Annotated in this window: 15 protein-coding genes; 6 read left to right on the top strand and 9 right to left on the bottom strand. The window is 59.4% G+C overall.

The window, feature by feature from the left end; genetic code table 11:
* The first annotated feature begins 29 nt into the window (after positions 1-29).
* Positions 30-1,688, top strand: a complete 1,659-nt coding sequence (locus tag ACMVPR_RS06315; protein WP_416882155.1) for an alpha-amylase family glycosyl hydrolase — start codon at positions 30-32, stop codon at positions 1,686-1,688.
* Positions 1,689-1,715: 27 nt separating this feature from the next.
* Positions 1,716-2,804, top strand: coding sequence for an ABC transporter ATP-binding protein (locus ACMVPR_RS06310; RefSeq protein WP_416882154.1), 1,089 nt, complete (start codon positions 1,716-1,718; stop codon positions 2,802-2,804).
* 90 nt (positions 2,805-2,894) lie between these two features.
* Here the strand turns inward: ACMVPR_RS06310 and ACMVPR_RS06305 are convergent, their stop codons facing one another.
* Positions 2,895-3,488: a helix-hairpin-helix domain-containing protein gene (locus ACMVPR_RS06305; protein ID WP_416882153.1), complete on the bottom strand. Its 594-nt coding sequence runs from the start codon at positions 3,486-3,488 to the stop codon at positions 2,895-2,897.
* 258 nt (positions 3,489-3,746) lie between these two features.
* On the opposite strand from ACMVPR_RS06305, the gene uvrA reads away from it, so the two are divergent.
* Positions 3,747-6,611 (top strand): excinuclease ABC subunit UvrA, encoded by a 2,865-nt coding sequence (gene uvrA, locus ACMVPR_RS06300; protein WP_416882152.1) that lies wholly within the window; start codon positions 3,747-3,749, stop codon positions 6,609-6,611.
* 4 nt (positions 6,612-6,615) lie between these two features.
* Here the strand turns inward: uvrA and ACMVPR_RS06295 are convergent, their stop codons facing one another.
* The 5 genes from ACMVPR_RS06295 to ACMVPR_RS06275 form a co-directional block, all read right to left on the bottom strand.
* Positions 6,616-8,190 carry a Hint domain-containing protein gene (locus ACMVPR_RS06295; RefSeq protein WP_416882151.1) on the bottom strand — a complete coding sequence of 525 codons (1,575 nt, stop codon included), beginning with the start codon at positions 8,188-8,190 and terminating at the stop codon, positions 6,616-6,618.
* Between the two features lie 134 nt (positions 8,191-8,324).
* Positions 8,325-9,197 carry a 3-hydroxyisobutyrate dehydrogenase gene (gene mmsB / locus ACMVPR_RS06290; protein ID WP_416882150.1) on the bottom strand — a complete coding sequence of 291 codons (873 nt, stop codon included), beginning with the start codon at positions 9,195-9,197 and terminating at the stop codon, positions 8,325-8,327.
* Positions 9,194-10,243 (bottom strand): enoyl-CoA hydratase/isomerase family protein, encoded by a 1,050-nt coding sequence (locus ACMVPR_RS06285; protein ID WP_416882149.1) that lies wholly within the window; start codon positions 10,241-10,243, stop codon positions 9,194-9,196. The genes mmsB and ACMVPR_RS06285 overlap by 4 nt, the downstream gene beginning before the upstream one ends.
* A 103-nt stretch (positions 10,244-10,346) precedes the next feature.
* Complete coding sequence (locus ACMVPR_RS06280; protein ID WP_416882148.1) at positions 10,347-11,486, bottom strand: acyl-CoA dehydrogenase family protein; 1,140 nt, start codon at positions 11,484-11,486, stop codon at positions 10,347-10,349.
* A gap of 76 nt (positions 11,487-11,562) precedes the next feature.
* Entirely contained in the window at positions 11,563-12,690 is a 1,128-nt protein-coding gene (locus tag ACMVPR_RS06275) for a carboxylate-amine ligase (RefSeq protein WP_416882147.1), read from the bottom strand.
* A gap of 171 nt (positions 12,691-12,861) precedes the next feature.
* Here ACMVPR_RS06275 and ACMVPR_RS06270 point away from each other — a divergent pair, with 171 nt between their 5' ends.
* Positions 12,862-13,539: a hypothetical protein gene (locus ACMVPR_RS06270; RefSeq protein ID WP_416882146.1), complete on the top strand. Its 678-nt coding sequence runs from the start codon at positions 12,862-12,864 to the stop codon at positions 13,537-13,539.
* On the opposite strand, the gene ACMVPR_RS06265 is transcribed toward ACMVPR_RS06270, so the two are convergent.
* The 3 genes from ACMVPR_RS06265 to ACMVPR_RS06255 all read right to left on the bottom strand — a co-directional run bounded on the left by ACMVPR_RS06265 (position 13,536) and on the right by ACMVPR_RS06255 (position 16,043).
* Positions 13,536-13,967: a hypothetical protein gene (locus tag ACMVPR_RS06265; protein ID WP_416882145.1), complete on the bottom strand. Its 432-nt coding sequence runs from the start codon at positions 13,965-13,967 to the stop codon at positions 13,536-13,538. The genes ACMVPR_RS06270 and ACMVPR_RS06265 overlap by 4 nt on opposite strands.
* Before the next feature lie 83 nt (positions 13,968-14,050).
* On the bottom strand, positions 14,051-14,482 hold the full coding sequence (locus ACMVPR_RS06260; protein WP_416882144.1) for a hypothetical protein: 432 nt from the start codon (positions 14,480-14,482) through the stop codon (positions 14,051-14,053).
* A gap of 61 nt (positions 14,483-14,543) precedes the next feature.
* Complete coding sequence (locus tag ACMVPR_RS06255; RefSeq protein WP_416882143.1) at positions 14,544-16,043, bottom strand: CoA-acylating methylmalonate-semialdehyde dehydrogenase; 1,500 nt, start codon at positions 16,041-16,043, stop codon at positions 14,544-14,546.
* A gap of 101 nt (positions 16,044-16,144) precedes the next feature.
* Between ACMVPR_RS06255 and ACMVPR_RS06250 the strand changes: the two genes are divergently transcribed.
* Together ACMVPR_RS06250 and ACMVPR_RS06245 are read left to right on the top strand one after the other, a co-directional pair.
* Positions 16,145-17,047: a LysR family transcriptional regulator gene (locus ACMVPR_RS06250; protein ID WP_416882142.1), complete on the top strand. Its 903-nt coding sequence runs from the start codon at positions 16,145-16,147 to the stop codon at positions 17,045-17,047.
* Positions 17,048-17,101: 54 nt separating this feature from the next.
* Positions 17,102-17,536 (top strand): CBS domain-containing protein, encoded by a 435-nt coding sequence (locus ACMVPR_RS06245; protein ID WP_416882141.1) that lies wholly within the window; start codon positions 17,102-17,104, stop codon positions 17,534-17,536.
* The last annotated feature ends 59 nt before the right edge of the window (positions 17,537-17,595 follow it).

The raw sequence follows: 17,595 nt of genomic DNA, 5'->3' as shown, positions 1-17,595 counted from the left end.
GCGGGTGCGGATGCAAGGAAAACAGGACGATGAACGTGGCAAACACTCTGGCCGCAGAAAACACAGCCGTAGACAATGACTGGTGGCGCGGTGCGGTGATCTACCAGATCTATCCGCGCAGCTTTCAGGACAGTAATGGCGATGGCGTCGGGGATCTTCTGGGGATCGCGCAGCGGCTGCCTTATGTGGCGTCGCTTGGTGTGGATGCGATTTGGATCAGCCCGTTCTTCACCTCACCGATGAAGGACTTTGGCTACGACGTCAGCGATTATTGCGACGTTGACCCGATGTTCGGATCGCTGGCCGATTTCGACGTGCTCGTGCAAACGGCGCACCGCTTGGGCATCCGGGTGATGATTGACCTCGTGCTGTCGCACACTTCGGACCAGCATCCGTGGTTTCAGCTTAGCCGGTCCAGCAGGACCAATGACAAGGCCGACTGGTACGTCTGGTCCGATCCCAAGGAAGACGGCACGCCGCCCAACAACTGGCTGTCGATCTTCGGCGGTTCGGCATGGCAATGGGACGCGCGGCGCGAACAGTACTACCTGCACAACTTCCTGACCTCGCAGCCCGATCTGAACTTCCACAATCCGGATGTGCAGCAGGCACTTCTGGATGTGACCCGTTTCTGGCTGGATCGCGGTGTGGACGGCTTCCGCCTTGATACGATCAACTTCTATTTCCACGACAAGGAGTTGCGCAGCAACCCGGCGCTGCCCAAGGAAAAGCGCAACGCGAACATCGCGCCGTCGGTGAACCCCTATAACCACCAGGAACACCTTTATTCCAAGAACCAGCCCGAAAACCTGGCCTTCCTCGAACGGTTCCGCGCGCTGCTGGATGAATACAACGGGACTACGTCTGTGGGCGAAGTGGGCGACGCGCAGCGCGGGCTCGAAATCATGGGCGAATACACCAAGGGCGAGAACCGCGTTCACATGTGCTACGCGTTCGAATTCCTCTCTGGTGTCGAACCGACTGCGGACCGCTTTGTCGAAGTTCTGAGCCGAGTGGACGAAGTGGCGACTGATGGCTGGGCCTGCTGGGCGTTTTCGAACCACGATGTGACGCGCCACGCCTCGCGCTGGAACCTGTCACCCGCGGCACAGCGGCTGTTTGCAACGCTGATGATGTGCCTGCGCGGATCGGTCTGCATTTATCAGGGCGAAGAGTTGGGTCTACCCGAAGCCGAGGTCGGGTTCGAGGACCTGCAGGACCCCTACGGCATCCAGTTCTGGCCGGAATACAAAGGCCGCGATGGCTGCCGTACGCCGATGGTCTGGGAACCGTCAAATCAGAATGGCGGATTCACATCCGGGCAGCCTTGGCTTCCGGTCAGCCACGAGCACTTGCACCGCACCGTCGCGCATCAAGAAGACGATCCGGCGGCGATCCTGCACCATTACCGCCGCGCCATCGCCTTCCGTCACGCGCAGCCCGCGCTGGCCAAGGGCGAGCATGATGGCGTGAAAAGCACCGGCACCATCGTGCATTTCACCCGCTGCCATGATGGCGAGACGATTTTCTGTGCCTTCAACCTGAGCGACCAGCCCGCCACGATGGCAATGCCGACGGGCAACTGGGCGCAGATCGGTCTGGAGCTGGGGAGTGCCGGACCGCAGGCGGATGGCAAATTGCATCTTGGCCCGTGGCAACCTTGCCTCGCGCTGAAAATGAATTCCTGAAAGAGACAGGGTTAGGGAGGGACAGTCATGGCTAATTTGAAGCTGACGGATGTCGAAAAGACGTATGCCGGCGCGGTCAACGTGCTCAACAACATCAATCTCGACATCAAGCAAGGTGAGCTGATCGTCTTTGTCGGCCCATCCGGCTGTGGCAAGTCCACGCTGCTGCGGATGATCGCCGGGCTGGAAAAGATCACCGGCGGCACGCTCGAAATCGACGGGCAGGTGGTCAATGACATGCCGCCCGCGATGCGCGGCATTGCCATGGTGTTCCAGTCCTATGCGCTTTATCCACACATGACGGTGCGCGAGAACATGAGCTTTGCTCTCAAGATCGCCAAGAAGCCGCAGCCAGAGATTGATGCCGCGGTGAACCGCGCGGCCAAGATGCTGCAATTGGACCAGTATCTCGACCGACTGCCGAAGGCCCTGTCGGGCGGTCAGCGCCAGCGAGTGGCGATTGGCCGGTCGATCGTCCGCGACCCCAAGGTTTATCTGTTCGATGAACCGCTCTCGAACCTCGATGCGGCGCTGCGTGTCGCCACCCGGATCGAGATTGCGCAACTCAAGGAACAGATGCCCGAAAGCACGATGATCTACGTGACTCATGATCAGGTCGAAGCGATGACACTTGCCTCCCGCATTGTCGTTTTGGCCAACAAGGGGATCGCGCAGGTCGGGGCGCCACTGGAGCTGTATGAACGACCCAACAGCGAATTCGTGGCGCAGTTCATCGGTTCGCCGTCGATGAACCTGCTTCCGGGCGAAATCACCGGCACCGGCGCGCAGACCACGATCAAGATGGCTGGTGGCGGCATCGCGGCGTCGGATTATCCGACCACCGATGCGGATATGGGCCTTAAGGTGAATGTCGGTGTCAGGCCAGAGGATTTCCTTGAAACCGAGGGTGATTACATCTTCGAAGGCAAGGTGAACATCACAGAAGCCTTGGGCGAGGTCACGCTGCTTTATTTCGAAAAGCAGGGCGATGCGGACGCGGTGATCGGCAAACTGCCTGGCATCCACGCCGATCTTCGCGGCAAATCCGTCCGGCTGGGCGCATCACCTGACAAGGTCCATCTGTTCCACAACGGGGTGTCGCTGCTCTACCGCTGAGCCATCCCGCGAAGGACCAAACACAAAAAACCGGGCCCGCGACGTGCAGGCCCGGTTCGTTTGTTCCGGAGTGGTTTAGGTCAGTTCAGATCAGGCTGCCTTGGCCTTCTTTTTCTTGGCCTTGGCGCTTTTGGCTTTTGCATCTGATTTCTTTTTCTTGTCGGCTTTTTTCGTGGTTTTTGCGGGCTTGTCGTCAGCAGACGACTTTTTCTTTTTGGTTTTCTTCTTGTCGGACGCCTTTGGCTTCGAGGCAGTCTTGTCGCTGTCTTTGGCCGACTTGGCCTTTGACGCGTCCTTCTTCTTTTTCGCCTTGGGTTCGTCTTTCGCCTTGGTCTTCTTGGTTTTCGTCTTTTTCGGTGCGGGCGTGTCTGCACCCTCCGTCGCTTCGACCTCGGGAAGAGCGGCGGTCGGCAAAACGACGACAACAGGTGTCTCGGCGTCCCCTGCGGCCATTGGTGTCTCTGACAGGGGCGCTGCCGGGGCAGGAAGGCCCGAGGCGACGTTAGCACCCATCTCGGCAATCGCCTTCTTCCACGTCGCCATACGGGCTTCGGTGACACCCGGAATGGAAGCCAGCGCGACAGGATCCGCTGCTGAAAGCGCATCGCAATCAGCAATACCAGCCGCCTCAAGCCGTTTGGCGAGTGCTGGTCCGATCCCTTTGATCTCGGTGAGTGAAGTCATGATGTTTGGTCCCCTTGGAACTTGATCAGGCCGCTGTCGTGAGCGCCCCTTCCAAACAGGAACGCTACGCCAACGTTACGCTGTTGAATATATATATCAGCGACTTCGATGCCGCGCGACGGTTCCATTCTTTCTTCGAGGGCAATGTATTTTCGTGCCGCTGTGATACGAGACACATGTTCCCTAAATGTTCTCATTTTTCGATTGGAGAATTCTTGACGAACCACTATGTGTTAACAATCCGTATCGGGGGACCACATGGCCGAGTTGAAGCACATCGAAGTGCGTGGCGCACGCGAGCACAATCTCAAGAACATCGACGTGGACATCCCGCGCGATCAGCTAGTGGTGATCACCGGCTTGTCCGGGTCGGGCAAATCCTCGTTGGCGTTCGATACGATCTACGCCGAGGGCCAGCGGCGCTACGTGGAATCGCTGTCGGCCTATGCGCGGCAGTTCCTTGATATGATGGAAAAGCCGGATGTGGATCACATCAGCGGTCTTAGCCCTGCGATCTCCATCGAACAGAAGACCACGTCAAAGAACCCACGCTCGACCGTCGGCACGGTGACCGAGATCTACGACTACATGCGCCTGCTCTTTGCACGGGTCGGCACGCCCTACAGCCCGGCCACCGGCCTGCCCATCGAGGCGCAGCAGGTTCAGGACATGGTGGACCGCGTCATGGCGATGGAAGAGGGCACGCGCGCCTATCTTCTGGCGCCCATCGTGCGTGACCGCAAAGGCGAGTACCGCAAAGAGTTTCTGGAACTGCGCAAGCAGGGCTTTCAGCGCGTCAAGGTGGACGGACAGTTCTACGAATTGGATGAGCCGCCCACACTCGACAAAAAGTTCCGCCATGACATTGATGTGGTTGTCGACCGTCTGGTGGTGAAAGAAGGGCTGGAAACCCGGCTTGCAGACAGCTTCCGCACCGCGCTGGATCTGGCGGATGGGATTGCGATCCTCGAAACAGCACCCAGCGAAGGTGAACCGGAACGGCATACGTTCTCGGAAAAATTCGCCTGTCCAGTCAGTGGCTTCACCATCTCCGAAATCGAACCGCGCCTGTTTTCGTTCAACGCACCGTTTGGCGCCTGCCCCGACTGTGACGGCCTTGGCGTTGAGTTGTTCTTTGATGAACGACTGGTGGTGCCCGATGCCACGCTCAAGATTGCCGATGGTGCGCTGGCCCCATGGCGCAAAGGGAAATCGCCGTATTTCCTGCAAACCATTGAATCGCTGGCGAAACACTACGAGTTCAACAAGAACTCCCGCTGGAAAGACCTTGATCCGCATATCCAGCAGGTCTTCCTCTATGGCTCGGGCGAAGAGGAAATCCCGTTCCGCTATGACGAAGGCGGCCGCGTCTATCAAGTGACCCGCACCTTCGAAGGCGTCATCCCGAATATGGAACGCCGCTACCGCGAGACCGATTCGAGCTGGATTCGCGAAGAGTTCGAACGCTACCAGAACAACCGCTCCTGCGGCACCTGCGGCGGCTACCGCCTGCGGGAAGAGGCGCTGGCGGTCAAGATCGCCGGCCTGCATGTGGGGCAGGTGGTTCAGATGTCCATCAAGGACGCGTTTGACTGGTGCAAGACGGTGCCTGATCACCTGACCAACCAGAAGAACGAAATCGCAAAGGCCATCCTGAAGGAAATCCGCGAACGTCTGGGCTTCCTAAACAATGTGGGTCTCGAATACCTGACGCTGTCGCGCAATGCCGGCACTCTGTCGGGCGGCGAAAGCCAGCGCATTCGTCTGGCCAGCCAGATCGGCTCTGGCCTGACTGGGGTGCTCTATGTGCTGGACGAACCCTCCATCGGCCTGCACCAGCGCGACAATGACCGGCTGCTTGGAACGCTGAAATCCCTGCGGGATCAAGGCAATACGGTGATCGTGGTCGAACATGACGAAGAGGCGATCCGCGAGGCGGATTACGTCTTTGACATCGGTCCGGGTGCTGGTGTGCATGGCGGGCGTGTGGTCTCGCATGGCACCCCAAAAGAGGTGGCCGACGATCCCGCGTCCCTGACCGGCCAGTATCTGAGTGGCGCACGCGAAATTGCCGTGCCTGCGGAGCGGCGCACGGGCAAGAAGGGCAAGTCGATCCAGGTGGTCAAGGCGACCGGGAACAACCTTCGCGAGGTGACGGCTGATTTCCCGCTGGGGAAGTTTGTCTGCGTGACGGGCGTGTCGGGCGGTGGCAAGTCGACGCTGACCATTGAGACCCTGTTCAAAACCGCCTCCATGCGCCTCAACGGCGCGCGCCAGACCCCTGCGCCCTGCGAGACGATCAAGGGGCTCGAACATCTGGACAAGGTGATCGACATCGACCAACGCCCGATTGGCCGCACTCCACGGTCCAACCCCGCGACCTATACCGGCGCGTTCACCCCGATCCGCGACTGGTTCGCCGGTCTGCCCGAAGCCAAGGCGCGCGGTTATAAGCCCGGTCGGTTCAGCTTTAACGTCAAGGGGGGGCGCTGCGAGGCGTGTCAGGGCGACGGCGTCATCAAGATCGAGATGCACTTCCTGCCCGATGTCTACGTGACCTGCGAAACCTGCAAAGGCGCGCGCTACAACCGCGAGACATTGGAAATCAAGTTCAAGGGCAAGAGCATTGCCGACGTTCTCGACATGACGGTCGAAGACGCGCAGGAGTTCTTCAAGGCGGTGCCAAGCATTCGCGAAAAGATGGACGCACTGGTGCGCGTCGGCCTTGGCTATATCAAGGTGGGCCAACAGGCGACCACGCTCTCGGGTGGTGAGGCACAGCGCGTGAAGCTGTCGAAGGAGCTTGCGAAACGGTCCACAGGACGCACGCTTTACATCCTTGATGAGCCAACAACTGGCTTACATTTCGAGGATGTACGCAAGCTTCTTGAAGTTCTGCATGAACTTGTGGACCAAGGCAATTCAGTGATCGTGATCGAACATAACCTCGATGTGATCAAGACCGCAGACTGGCTGATCGACATCGGCCCCGAAGGTGGGGATGGCGGCGGACAGATCGTTGCGACCGGAACACCCGAGGAAGTGGCCGAGGTCGCGGCATCCCATACCGGGCGCTACCTCAAGCCGATGCTCAGCGCGAAAAAGCACCTCGCGGCGGAATAACCGCTTATGCGGCGCGGGCTGTCAGGGCCTGCGCCTCGTAGCTTTTCAGGATCGGACGCGCCGCTTCCCATCCTGCGGAGTCGATGTCGGCCAGTTCGGGGAACAGGGTGATGATCTCGGCGCAGGCTTCTTCTGGGAAGGTGTGGCGCATCATCGGTCCGGGCAGGTAGCTTTCGGACAGCAAGCCGCTCGACGTGACGATGTTATGCTGATCGAAGAGCAGATGCACATAGGTGACGCGTTCGCCACTTTCTTCGCGGCGCACGGTCTTGCCGTTTACCAGATCCTTGGCCTTCACCAACACTTCGGATTCACCGAACAGCAATTCCGCCCAGACATCACGCACCAAGACCCTGTGCTGCGGCGACAAGAGCACATCCGCCTCGGCACCATAGCTGCCCGCACAGATGCGGATCGGGGCGAAATTGTCCCTTGCCTCGATCGCGCGGGAACCGGCCCAACGAATAGGCTGTACGCCGTTGTCCAGCGTCAGAACCAAATCGCCGGGACGCAGGTCTTCGACCCGAACGGGACCATTTGGTGTGTCGATCAACGTGCCCGCCACAAAGCAGGGCAGCTGGTTGATCTGAACGATGGCGGTATCTTCCTGACCCAGCCCGTTATTCACGGTATAGGTGAAGTAGGCGGTTTCCACGTCGCCATCGGACAAAACCGTAAAGGTGCCGTCTGCGTTCAACGTGACGGTCTGGCCGGATGTCAGCGTGACGCTGCTGCCCGCAACCACGGCGATCCCGTTGATATGAGTGATGGTCAAGGTGCCGCCGGTCGAGCTGTCATTGGCAAGGACATCAATGGTCCTGCTGCTGTTCAGACCGATGTTCGTTTCATCATCGATGGCGACCAGCGACGCCTGAGCGGATCCACCGGCGATCAGAAGATTGGTGTCGTAGCCCGAGTCCGACACGTCAGCGACACCGATCTTAATCGTATTCGGGACGCCTGCATTGACAGGGGCAGCCACGCTGAGCGTGACTGTGAACCCGTCCATCTCGGTGTTGAACTGATCAGACGTGTTGTCGTTGTACAGGTTGGCTGCCGTGTTTCCGTTGATATTTCCGACCGACACATTGCCGTTGCCGACGGTCACCGTAGCTTGGGTGCCATTGACCCAGATCCCAACGACGTCAAGAAACGCGGAGTTGATGAATTCTGGATACTCTTCAGAGCTGATGACGAAATCCAGCGTGAGCAGGTTTCCGTTTGGCGTGAAGTTGATCGTCAGAAACGAGGCATCGAAAGTAGACCCATTGGCGATGCTGTTGAAATCCGCATCACCATTCGGTCCGGTCGTGTCTGTCGACCGGCCTGTGGAGGTGTTTGTGTTAAGTGTGCCACTGTTGTTTGTGATCCCAGTGGCCAATCCTGTGGACAGGATAACGCCAGTGTCTCCTGGGGTAAGCTCGGGCGAAATGACGTCGCCGTTCGTGTAGATCCCGGATGATCGGGCATCGCCGGTATAGGTGGCGCTGTTCACTGTAATGCCCGCGCCGAAAATATTGTTCGCCATCTGCAGTGCGGTTGCACTGGTGTTGATAGGAAGAGCCTGCGCGATGGGCATGTTGTGCTGCCTTGCCGTTAACCGTGTTGTTCAGACGGTTTTGCCCCGACAAGGCGGCGATCTTTTGTAGCAAGCTAGTTAACTTTTGGGCAATTCTTTAGCCACTGTTTACTATCTTTCGATAAATAAGGCAGCTACCCGCGTCCGCGCTTTTCGAACCGGGGCAGCATCGCAGAAAAGTCTCGGCCTTTGCCGTCCTCCTCTTCGACGAACCGCCGATAGAGTTCGGTTGCAGCTTGACCGAGCGGTGTATCCGCGTTGGACGCATCGGCGGCTTGCTGACTCAAGCGCAGGTCTTTCAGCATCAATTCCGCTGCAAAACCTGGGGTATACCCGTTATCTGCTGGGCTTTTGGGGCCAATGCCGGGGGCAGGGCAATAGGCATTCATCGACCAGCTGTAGCCCGACGAGGTGCTGACCACATCGAACATCGCCTGACGGTCCAGACCCAGCTTGTCAGCCAAGGCGAACGCTTCGCAGGTGGCGATCATGGTCACGCCAAGGATCATGTTGTTGCAAATCTTGGCCGCCTGTCCGTTCCCGGAGGTGCCACAATGGACTGATTTTTGCCCCATTGTCTCAAACAGGGGCAGGGCGGTCTGATACGCTTGGTCAGAACCGCCAACCATAAAGGTCAGGGTTCCTGCTGCCGCGCCGCCAATGCCGCCCGAAACAGGCGCATCCAGTGGCATCAACCCCGCCGCTTCGGCATCGGACGCCACAGCACGGGCGCTTTCCACATCGACGGTCGAGCAATCCAGCAGCACGGCACCTTTGCGCATCACCGGGATGACCTGTGCGGCCACCGCGCGCAGGATCTCGCCATTGGGCAACATGGTGATCACCACGTCTGCACCCTTTGCGGCCTCTGCGGCAGTGGCCGCATTTGTGACACCGTCCACCGCAACGGTCGCCATGTCATAGCCGACTACATCATGCGCAGCCTTGGCCAAATTGGCCGCCATCGGCGCACCCATATTGCCCAGTCCGATAAACCCGATCTTCATGCCTCGCTCCTCCGTTCGAATGTCACTTCTGTGCCCTCCACCGGGCGCAACATGGCTGCCACGTCACTGTCCGAAACCCGGTCAAGATCATGGGACCATCTTGGGGATTTGTCTTTGTCGATGATCGCCGCGCGAATGCCTTCGATGAAATCCCCATGTTCCATCGACCGCGAGGTGAAGCGGTACTCCAACTGCAACGCTTGTCTCATGTCGCCTTGTTCTGCACGCAGTTGATGCAGGATCGCGACCGCGCAGGCCAGCGACAAGGGTGCGCTGCGGCTCAATCTGGCCAGCGCGTCTTGCGCAAAGCTGCTGGTGTCTGCGCGGAGTGTTTCCACAATCTCGCCCAAGGACCCACCGCCAAACAGCGCGTCGATCTGTGCCTGCGCCTCTTTCAGCGGTGCGTCCGGCGCAGGGCGGGCCACCGTGGTCAGCGCGGCCAGATCGCCGTCAGCACAAAGATGGGCCTTGATGCCCTCCCACTTGTCTTCTGGGACGTACAGATCGGCGAACCCGACATGGATCGCGTCGCCCGGTCCCATACGATCCGTGGTCATGCCAAGGTATTCCCCCAGATGCCCGGGGGCATGGGCCAACAGGTAGGACCCGCCGACATCGGGGATCAGACCGATCCCGCACTCCGGCATGGCAATCTTGGAACTGTCGCCCACCACACGATGCGAGCCGTGACAGCCGACGCCAACGCCACCGCCCATGGTGAAACCCTGAAGAAAGCTCACCACCGGTTTGGGGTATTCGGCAACCAGCGCATTCATCCGGTATTCGTCACGCCAGAAGCGTTGGCCATAGGCGTAGTCACCAGCGGTCCCCGTCGCATACATCTCGGCAATGTCGCCGCCAGCGCAAAACGCCTTGTCGCCCACTGCATCAATCAGGACCAACTTGATCGTCGGATCAGCCCGCCAATCCCAAAGCGCATCCTCGATGGCAAGACACATCTCGTAAGTGAGCGCGTTCAGCGCCTTCGGGCGGTTCAGAGTGATGCGGCCGGCATGGCCGTCCTTGCGAATGTCGATGTCGGTCATATCCGTCTGCTTTCGCGTGTCTTGTTAGGGGGAAGAGGGCGCTGCCCCCGTCCGCCTTTGGCGGACTCCCCCGAGGTATTTCGAGCCCAAAGAAGCCAGAGGGTCAACGCGCCAACATCTGACGTGCCACGATCAGGCGCATGATTTCATTGGTGCCTTCGAGGATCTGATGGACGCGCAGGTCGCGGACCAGTTTTTCGATCCCGTAATCCGCCAGGTAACCATAGCCACCGTGCAATTGCAGACATTGATCCACAACCTTGGACCCGGTCTCGGTGACGAATTTCTTGGCCATCGCGCAGAACTTGGTGGCATCCGGCGCGCCGGTGTCGAGCTTCCACGCCGCCTGTCGCAGGAAGGTCCGCGCGGCCTGCAACTCGATCTCCATATCCGCCAGCCGGAACTGCAGCGCCTGGAACTGGTCGATGGATTTCCCGAACGCCTTGCGCTCTGCCATATACGCGAGGGTCGAGGTCAGCCCGGTTTGGGCGGCTCCAAGCGAGCAGGCCGCGATGTTCAGCCGCCCGCCATCCAGACCGGCCATCGCGTATTTGAACCCTTGACCTTCTTCGCCCAACAGGTTTTCGGCCGGGATCTTGCAGTCATCGAACTGGACCTGCCGCGTCGGTTGCGACCGCCAGCCCATCTTGTCCTCAAGCCCGCCAAAACTCAGCCCCGGTGTGCCGTCCTCGATCAGAACAGCCGACACACCCTTGGGCCCGTCTTCGCCCGTGCGGACCATCGCGACGTAAAGATCGGAATAGCCACCGCCCGAGATAAACGCTTTGGTGCCATTGAGCGTATAGCCCTCGTTGGTGCGCTCGGCGCGTGTTTTCAGCGCGGCTGCGTCCGATCCGCTGCCCGGCTCGGTCAGGCAATAGCTCAGCACGGTTTCCATCGTCATCGCCTTGGGCAGCACGCGCGCCTTCATCTCGTCGCTGGCAAAGGCGTCGATCATCTTGGCGCACATGTTGTAAATCGACAAAAACGCCGCGACGGACGGGCAGGCCATCGACAGCGCCTCGAACACCAGCGTTGCATCCAACCGGCTGAGGCCAGAACCGCCGCTCTCCTCGGACACGTAAAGTCCGGCAAAGCCTAACTCCCCAAGCTGAGGCCACAGGTCTTTCGGGATCGTGCCCTGTGCTTCCCAGTCGCGGGCATGGGGCGCGATATGGGTCTGACCAAAAGCATGGGCCATGTCGAAAATGGCGGATTGTTCTTCTCTGAGGGCAAAATCCATCGCGCCGCTCCTCCCGTTGGATGCGTGAATTGAACGAGTGTTTAATTGCCAACTGTTTCAGGACTTTTGCAAAAGGTCAAAGCCCCTCGTGGAAGGCTTCGACCAGATGGCTGACAACGGCTTGCATCTGACCATCCGCGTCCTTGCCTGCCGCCTTCGCCTCGGCCACCACAGCACGTTGCCGGGTTGTGGCATTGCCGTGGGCGACAATCTCGCGGCTGTGCTCCAACTCGCGGTGACACCGAAGAATGCCTGCGTCTTCCTCGACGAGCGAGATCAGCTCTTCCGTCAACTCCGCCATCGGCACGATCTCACCGCGGCCAAAGTCGATCAGCCCGTCGCTCACCCCATAGCGTTGCGCGCGCCAGCGGTTTTCGCTGATCAGGAACGGATCATAGCGCCGCCAGCGCTGGTTGCGCACCCGCAGCCGCCACAACATCCGCATCAGGCACTGGTTGATGGCGGCCAGCGTCAGCGTGTCCTCCAAACGGGGCTGCACATCCATGATGCGGGTTTCCAGCGTCGGGAAGGCATGTGACGGGCGCAGGTCCCACCAGATCTTGGAGCTGTCCTCGATCACACCCAGATCGACCAACACCTGAACCGAGCGTTCATATTCCGACCAATTGTCAAAGGTGGGCGGCAAGCCGGTGCGGGGCAGGTTGTCGAAAACCGAAATCCGGTACGACGCGAGCCCGGTATCTTCTCCCTGCCAGAACGGCGAGGAGGTCGACATCGCCAGCAGATGCGGCAGGAAATACGCCATCTGCCCCATCAGATCAGCCCGCAGCGCATCGTCATCCAGCCCCACATGCACGTGCATGCCGCAGATCAGCATACGGCGGACCACGCCACCCAACGCATCCTGGAGCGCATTGTAGCGGTCCTTGTTGGTGTGGTGCTGGTTCTTCCAATCCCCAAACGGGTGGCAGGAGGCCGCGATCGGCGCGAGGTTATACGCTTTGGCACAGCGCGCGACCGTGCTGCGCAGGCGTTTGAGGTCTTCACGCGCTTCGTTGATGTCGGCGCAGACCTTTGTGCCGATCTCGATCTGGCATTGCAGAAATTCGGGGCTCACCTGCTTTTCAAGCTCGGCAGCGCAAGCTTCCATGAGACCTTCGGGCGCCTGTGCCAGCGCCATGCTGTCGAGGTCCACCAGCAGGTATTCCTCTTCGATCCCAATGCTGAATGCCGGTTCCCGCATGACGCACCTCCCTGTCCTTGATCCTGCCAAGATGACGGCAAGATCGGCAAAACGCAAAACATGTTGCTGCGCCCTTTATGTCGGCAGACAGACAGTCTGTTTGAAAAAAAACTCATGCTTTCCTGAAAACAGAGTAAGTTCTTTCGCATTATTGCCGACGAGGATTTTCAGATGCCGACAATTATTGACTATGCCCGGATGTCGAGCGGGGCTTATGACGCCAATCCAAGCGTCCCGCGTTGGACTGCAGCCGATCCCATGTACGAACCGAATTCCGGTCTTCGCACCGTCATCTATACCGATGGCAGCGTGTTCGTGGTGGCGTTTCGTGGGACCGACAATGCCTCGGATCTGGTGGAGGATGCGCAGCTGACACTGGGCATGAATACTGCCATGTACCCAATTGGCGAAGCCATTGCATCTGGGGTCAGCGCACATGGCCCGGTCTACGTGACGGGGCATTCGCTAGGCGGTGCGGTTGCACAAGTGGTCGGGTCCCGAATGGGCTTGCCGTTTGTCACGTTCAACGCTCCAAGCGTTGCAATCCTAGCGTCGCGAAACATGTGGCAGGCCAATTATTATGCAGTTCAGGCCCGCGCGGCCGGTGCCGTGGCCAGCGCCATCTTTAACCCGCGCCAAGCAATGCGGGACGTCCAATCCGCGTTCAGCATCGCAAACGGCAAGAATTACCGCCTCAGCACCGATGTCGTCAGCAACACCGGCATTCACTATGGCGATGTCATCACCTTGCCCGCCGGGACAGCCAACCCGCTGGACGCGCACCGCATCACAACCATGATTTCAGTGCTTGGTACGGTGTCTTCAGGGAACCTGACCTTTCCGCGTTAGCGGGTCTGGCGGAGGACCGGGTTCAACATGTCCTCGATCGAAGACACCGCGATGCCAAGAGCCGACAGCGCGGCCTCTTCGGTTTCCTGCACAATCGCGATCACGCCCTGGCTGGCGGACCAGCCGTTCTTGGCCAACGCCGCCGCCTTGAGCGAAACGGGCGTGTTGGCGAAATAGACCATAAGTGTCTCGGTCTCGCGCATCGCGAGATCCGCGCCTTTGGTCGCCTGCAACTGCATCACCCGCGCAAAATCCCGTTCCATGTCGGTGATCCGGCTCAGGTCGATCAGATGGCGTTGGCCGGGCCGGGCGTCAGGATGTCTGGCATAGGCACCAAACGCTTTCAGACTGTCCTCCACCAGCATGAGACCGCTGTACTGCACGTAAACCAGATTGTGCTCGGGTAGGATGTGAAACTCGGCTGGCATAGGCCCCCAATGACCAAAGGAACAAGGAAGCCCCTACTGTCAGGGAAATTGTGTTTCAAATCAACGAGATTGATATCAGGCCGTCACACGCTCTGCGCATCACATCTCTCGAGCATCTGCGCGATGCTGTCGAAAGGCAAACCCAAGGCGACAAGCGCGTGATCCTCGTTCTCGACCACGATGGCGACAACGCCGCTTTCCGGCGTCCATCCATTCTTGCCCATATTCGCGGCATGCAACCCGATTGGCGTATTTGCCAGGTAAACCATAAACGTTTCGACACCATGACCCGCCATGGTCTCGACCTTCTTGGCCTGAATCTCCATGAACTTTGCGTAGTCACGGTCGATGTCGGTCAACCGGGTCAGATCCACCAGATGCCGCAGCCCCGGACCCGCTAAGGGGTGCTTTGCGAACTCGCCCAAAGCGGCTGCTGTCTCGTCAACCAGCATCGCGCCGGTGTATCTCACGTAAACCAGATTTTGGTCGGCGATGATCTGAACGGAAATGGCCACGGGAGCTCATATGATAAAGGGCGGACAAGTCCGCCCTTTATGCTGGTATTTTCAATGCAAATCAATCCATTGCCTTGAAGTTGAATTCGCCGCCTTCCTTGATGCCTGACGGCCAGCGCGAGGTCACTGTCTTGGTGCGTGTATAGAACTTGAATGCATCCGGGCCATGCTGGTTGAGATCGCCGAAGACCGATTTCTTCCAGCCACCAAAGGTGTGATAGGCCAGCGGCACCGGAATCGGCACGTTGATGCCCACCATGCCGATATTGATCCGGTTAGCAAAGTCACGGGCCGCGTCACCGTCGCGGGTGAAGATCGCGGTGCCGTTGCCATATTCGTGGTCCATCGCCAGCTTGATCGCTTCTTCGTACGAGCCTGCACGCACGGTCGACAGAACCGGGCCGAAGATCTCTTTCTTGTAGATGTCCATGTCCGGGGTCACGTGGTCAAACAGATGCGGTCCGACGAAGAACCCGTTTTCATAGCCCTGAAGGCTGAAATCGCGGCCATCAACGACCAGCTTTGCGCCCTGATCGACGCCCGACTGGATCAGGCCAAGGATGTTCTGCTTGGCTGCGGCTGTCACGACGGGACCGTAATCCACATCATTGCCAGCCGTGTAGGGCCCAACCTTGAGCTTCTCGATGCGCGGCACCAGCTTTTCGATCAGCCGATCTGCGGTTTCATGGCCCACGGGGACAGCAACCGAGATCGCCATGCAGCGTTCGCCCGCAGCACCGTAGCCTGCACCGATCAGCGCGTCAGCGGCCTGATCCATATCGGCATCCGGCATGATGATCATGTGGTTCTTGGCACCACCGAAACACTGCACGCGCTTGCCGTTGGCGCAGCCGGTTCCGTAAATGTATTCCGCGATCGGGGTCGAGCCGACAAAGCCGATGCTCTGAACAACAGGGTGATGGAGCAGCGCATCCACCGCTTCCTTGTCACCGTTCACCACCTGCAACACGCCTTTCGGCAGACCGGCTTCTTCCATGAGTTCGGCCAGCATCAGCGGCACCGACGGGTCACGCTCGGACGGCTTGAGGATGAACGCGTTGCCGCAGGCCAGCGCAGGGGCAAACATCCACATCGGGATCATCGCCGGGAAGTTGAAGGGGGTGATGCCCGCCGTCACACCTAGCGGCTGCTTCATCGAATACATGTCGATGCCCGGACCCGCGCTGTCGGTGTATTCGCCTTTGAGCAGTTCCGGCGCGCCAATGCAGTACTCGACCACTTCCAGACCGCGCTGCACATCGCCCTTGGCGTCCGGCAGGGTCTTGCCATGCTCGCGGCTCAGCGCCTCGGCCAGCTTGTCCATGTCGCGGTTCAAAAGACCGACAAAGGCCATCATCACGCGCGCACGGCGCTGCGGGTTGGTTGCGGCCCATGCAGGCTGGGCCTTCGCGGCAATCTCGATGGCCTTGGCGATTTCGTCCGTGGACGCCAGCGGCACCTTGGCCTGAACTTCGCCCGTTGCGGGGTTGTAGACATCGGCAAAACGACCGGATGTGCCTTTGACGTGTTCGCCGCCAATGTAATGGGTCAACTCTTGCATGGAATCCTCCTCAGGTGATTGGCCACATCTTAGTCTTGCAAAAATGCGGATCAAAGAGGCAATATCCCAAATACGTTTTGCAAAAATGCAAAGGATAGGGTGTGCAAAGCTGGGATGACCTGCGAATTTTCCTTTCCGTCGCGCGCCATGACACCTTGTCCGGGGCGGGCAGGGCGCTGCGCATGGATCCCGCCACCGTTGGTCGCCGGGTGGCCCGGCTGGAAGAGGCCATAGGACAGGCGCTTTTCATAAAGAGCCCGCAAGGCTACACCCTGACCGAGGCGGGGACCCGGCTGATCGACCACGCCGAACGCGCGGAACAAGCGATGCAGGGCGCAAGCTCTGTCCTGACGGGTGAGGCGGGCACTCTGACTGGGCAGATCCGCATCGGGGCACCGGATGGCTGTGCAAATTTCGTGCTGCCGCGGGTTTTCGCCGAATTGTCGAAGGCCAATCCCGACCTCGACCTGCAGATCGTCGCGTTGCCGCGTGTGGTGAACCTGTCTCGCCGTGAAGCGGATATGGCGATCACCGTCAGTCCGCCCACCGCATCGCGGCTGTCCTACCAACGCATCACCGACTACAAGCTGCATCTTGCGGCAAGCCAAACATATCTTTCCGCACACCCGCCCCTCAGTTCCGTAGCGGACCTGAAAGATCACAGGATCGTCGGCTACATCCCCGACATGATCTTCGACAAGGAACTGGATTACCTCAGTGATTTGGCCCTTGACCGGGTGGCACTGGCGTCGAATTCGGCCTCGGTTCAATTGCAACTCTTGCGCCAGCACGGCGGCATCGGCATCGCCCATGATTTTGCGCTGCCCTTTGCGCCCGGTGTGCGCCGCGTACTGACCGACGCGCTGTCGTTCACCCGCAGTTTCTACCTTGTCCGCCATGCCGAAGACCGCCGCCTTGACCGGATCACCCGGTTTGCCACTGCATTGGCCCAAGGCGTGCGCGCCGAAGTGGCGCGTTTGGAGGCGTTACTTTCAGGCACTTGACAGAACACGGGTCTGTGAGGACGCTGAAGGGGCACAGGGACCGGAGGAGAGACCATGCAAGTTCATCACATTCTCAAAAGCAAGGCGACAGATGCGGTTGTGACCGTAAAGTCCGGGACCAGCATCGCAGACGTGGCCAAGATATTGACCGAGAAACGCATCGGTACAGTGGTTGTGTCTGACGATGCCGAGACAGCCCTTGGCATTCTGTCGGAACGCGACATCGTGCGGGAACTGGCCACGCGGGGCGCGTCCTGCCTTTCAGACAGCGTCGACAGTTACATGACCCAGAAGCTCGTGACCTGCAGCCGCAATGACGATGCGGACCACATCCTCAGCCAGATGACCGAAGGTCGATTCCGCCACATGCCCGTGGTCGAGGATGGCAAGCTGGTTGGCCTCATCACCATCGGTGACGTGGTGAAAGCCCGCCTGACGGAACTGGCAATGGAGCGGAACGCGCTGGAAGGGATGATCATGGGTCACTGACCCGAGACAGTCATCTGCTTGAACTCCCTGCGCTTTTGATGCGAGACAGGGGGAAACGT

This window comes from Marivita sp. (assembly GCF_048006345.1).
Classification (GTDB): domain Bacteria; phylum Pseudomonadota; class Alphaproteobacteria; order Rhodobacterales; family Rhodobacteraceae; genus Marivita.
The sequence above is the reverse complement of the archived record's forward strand: the minus strand, read 5'-3'. Positions and strand labels throughout refer to the sequence as shown.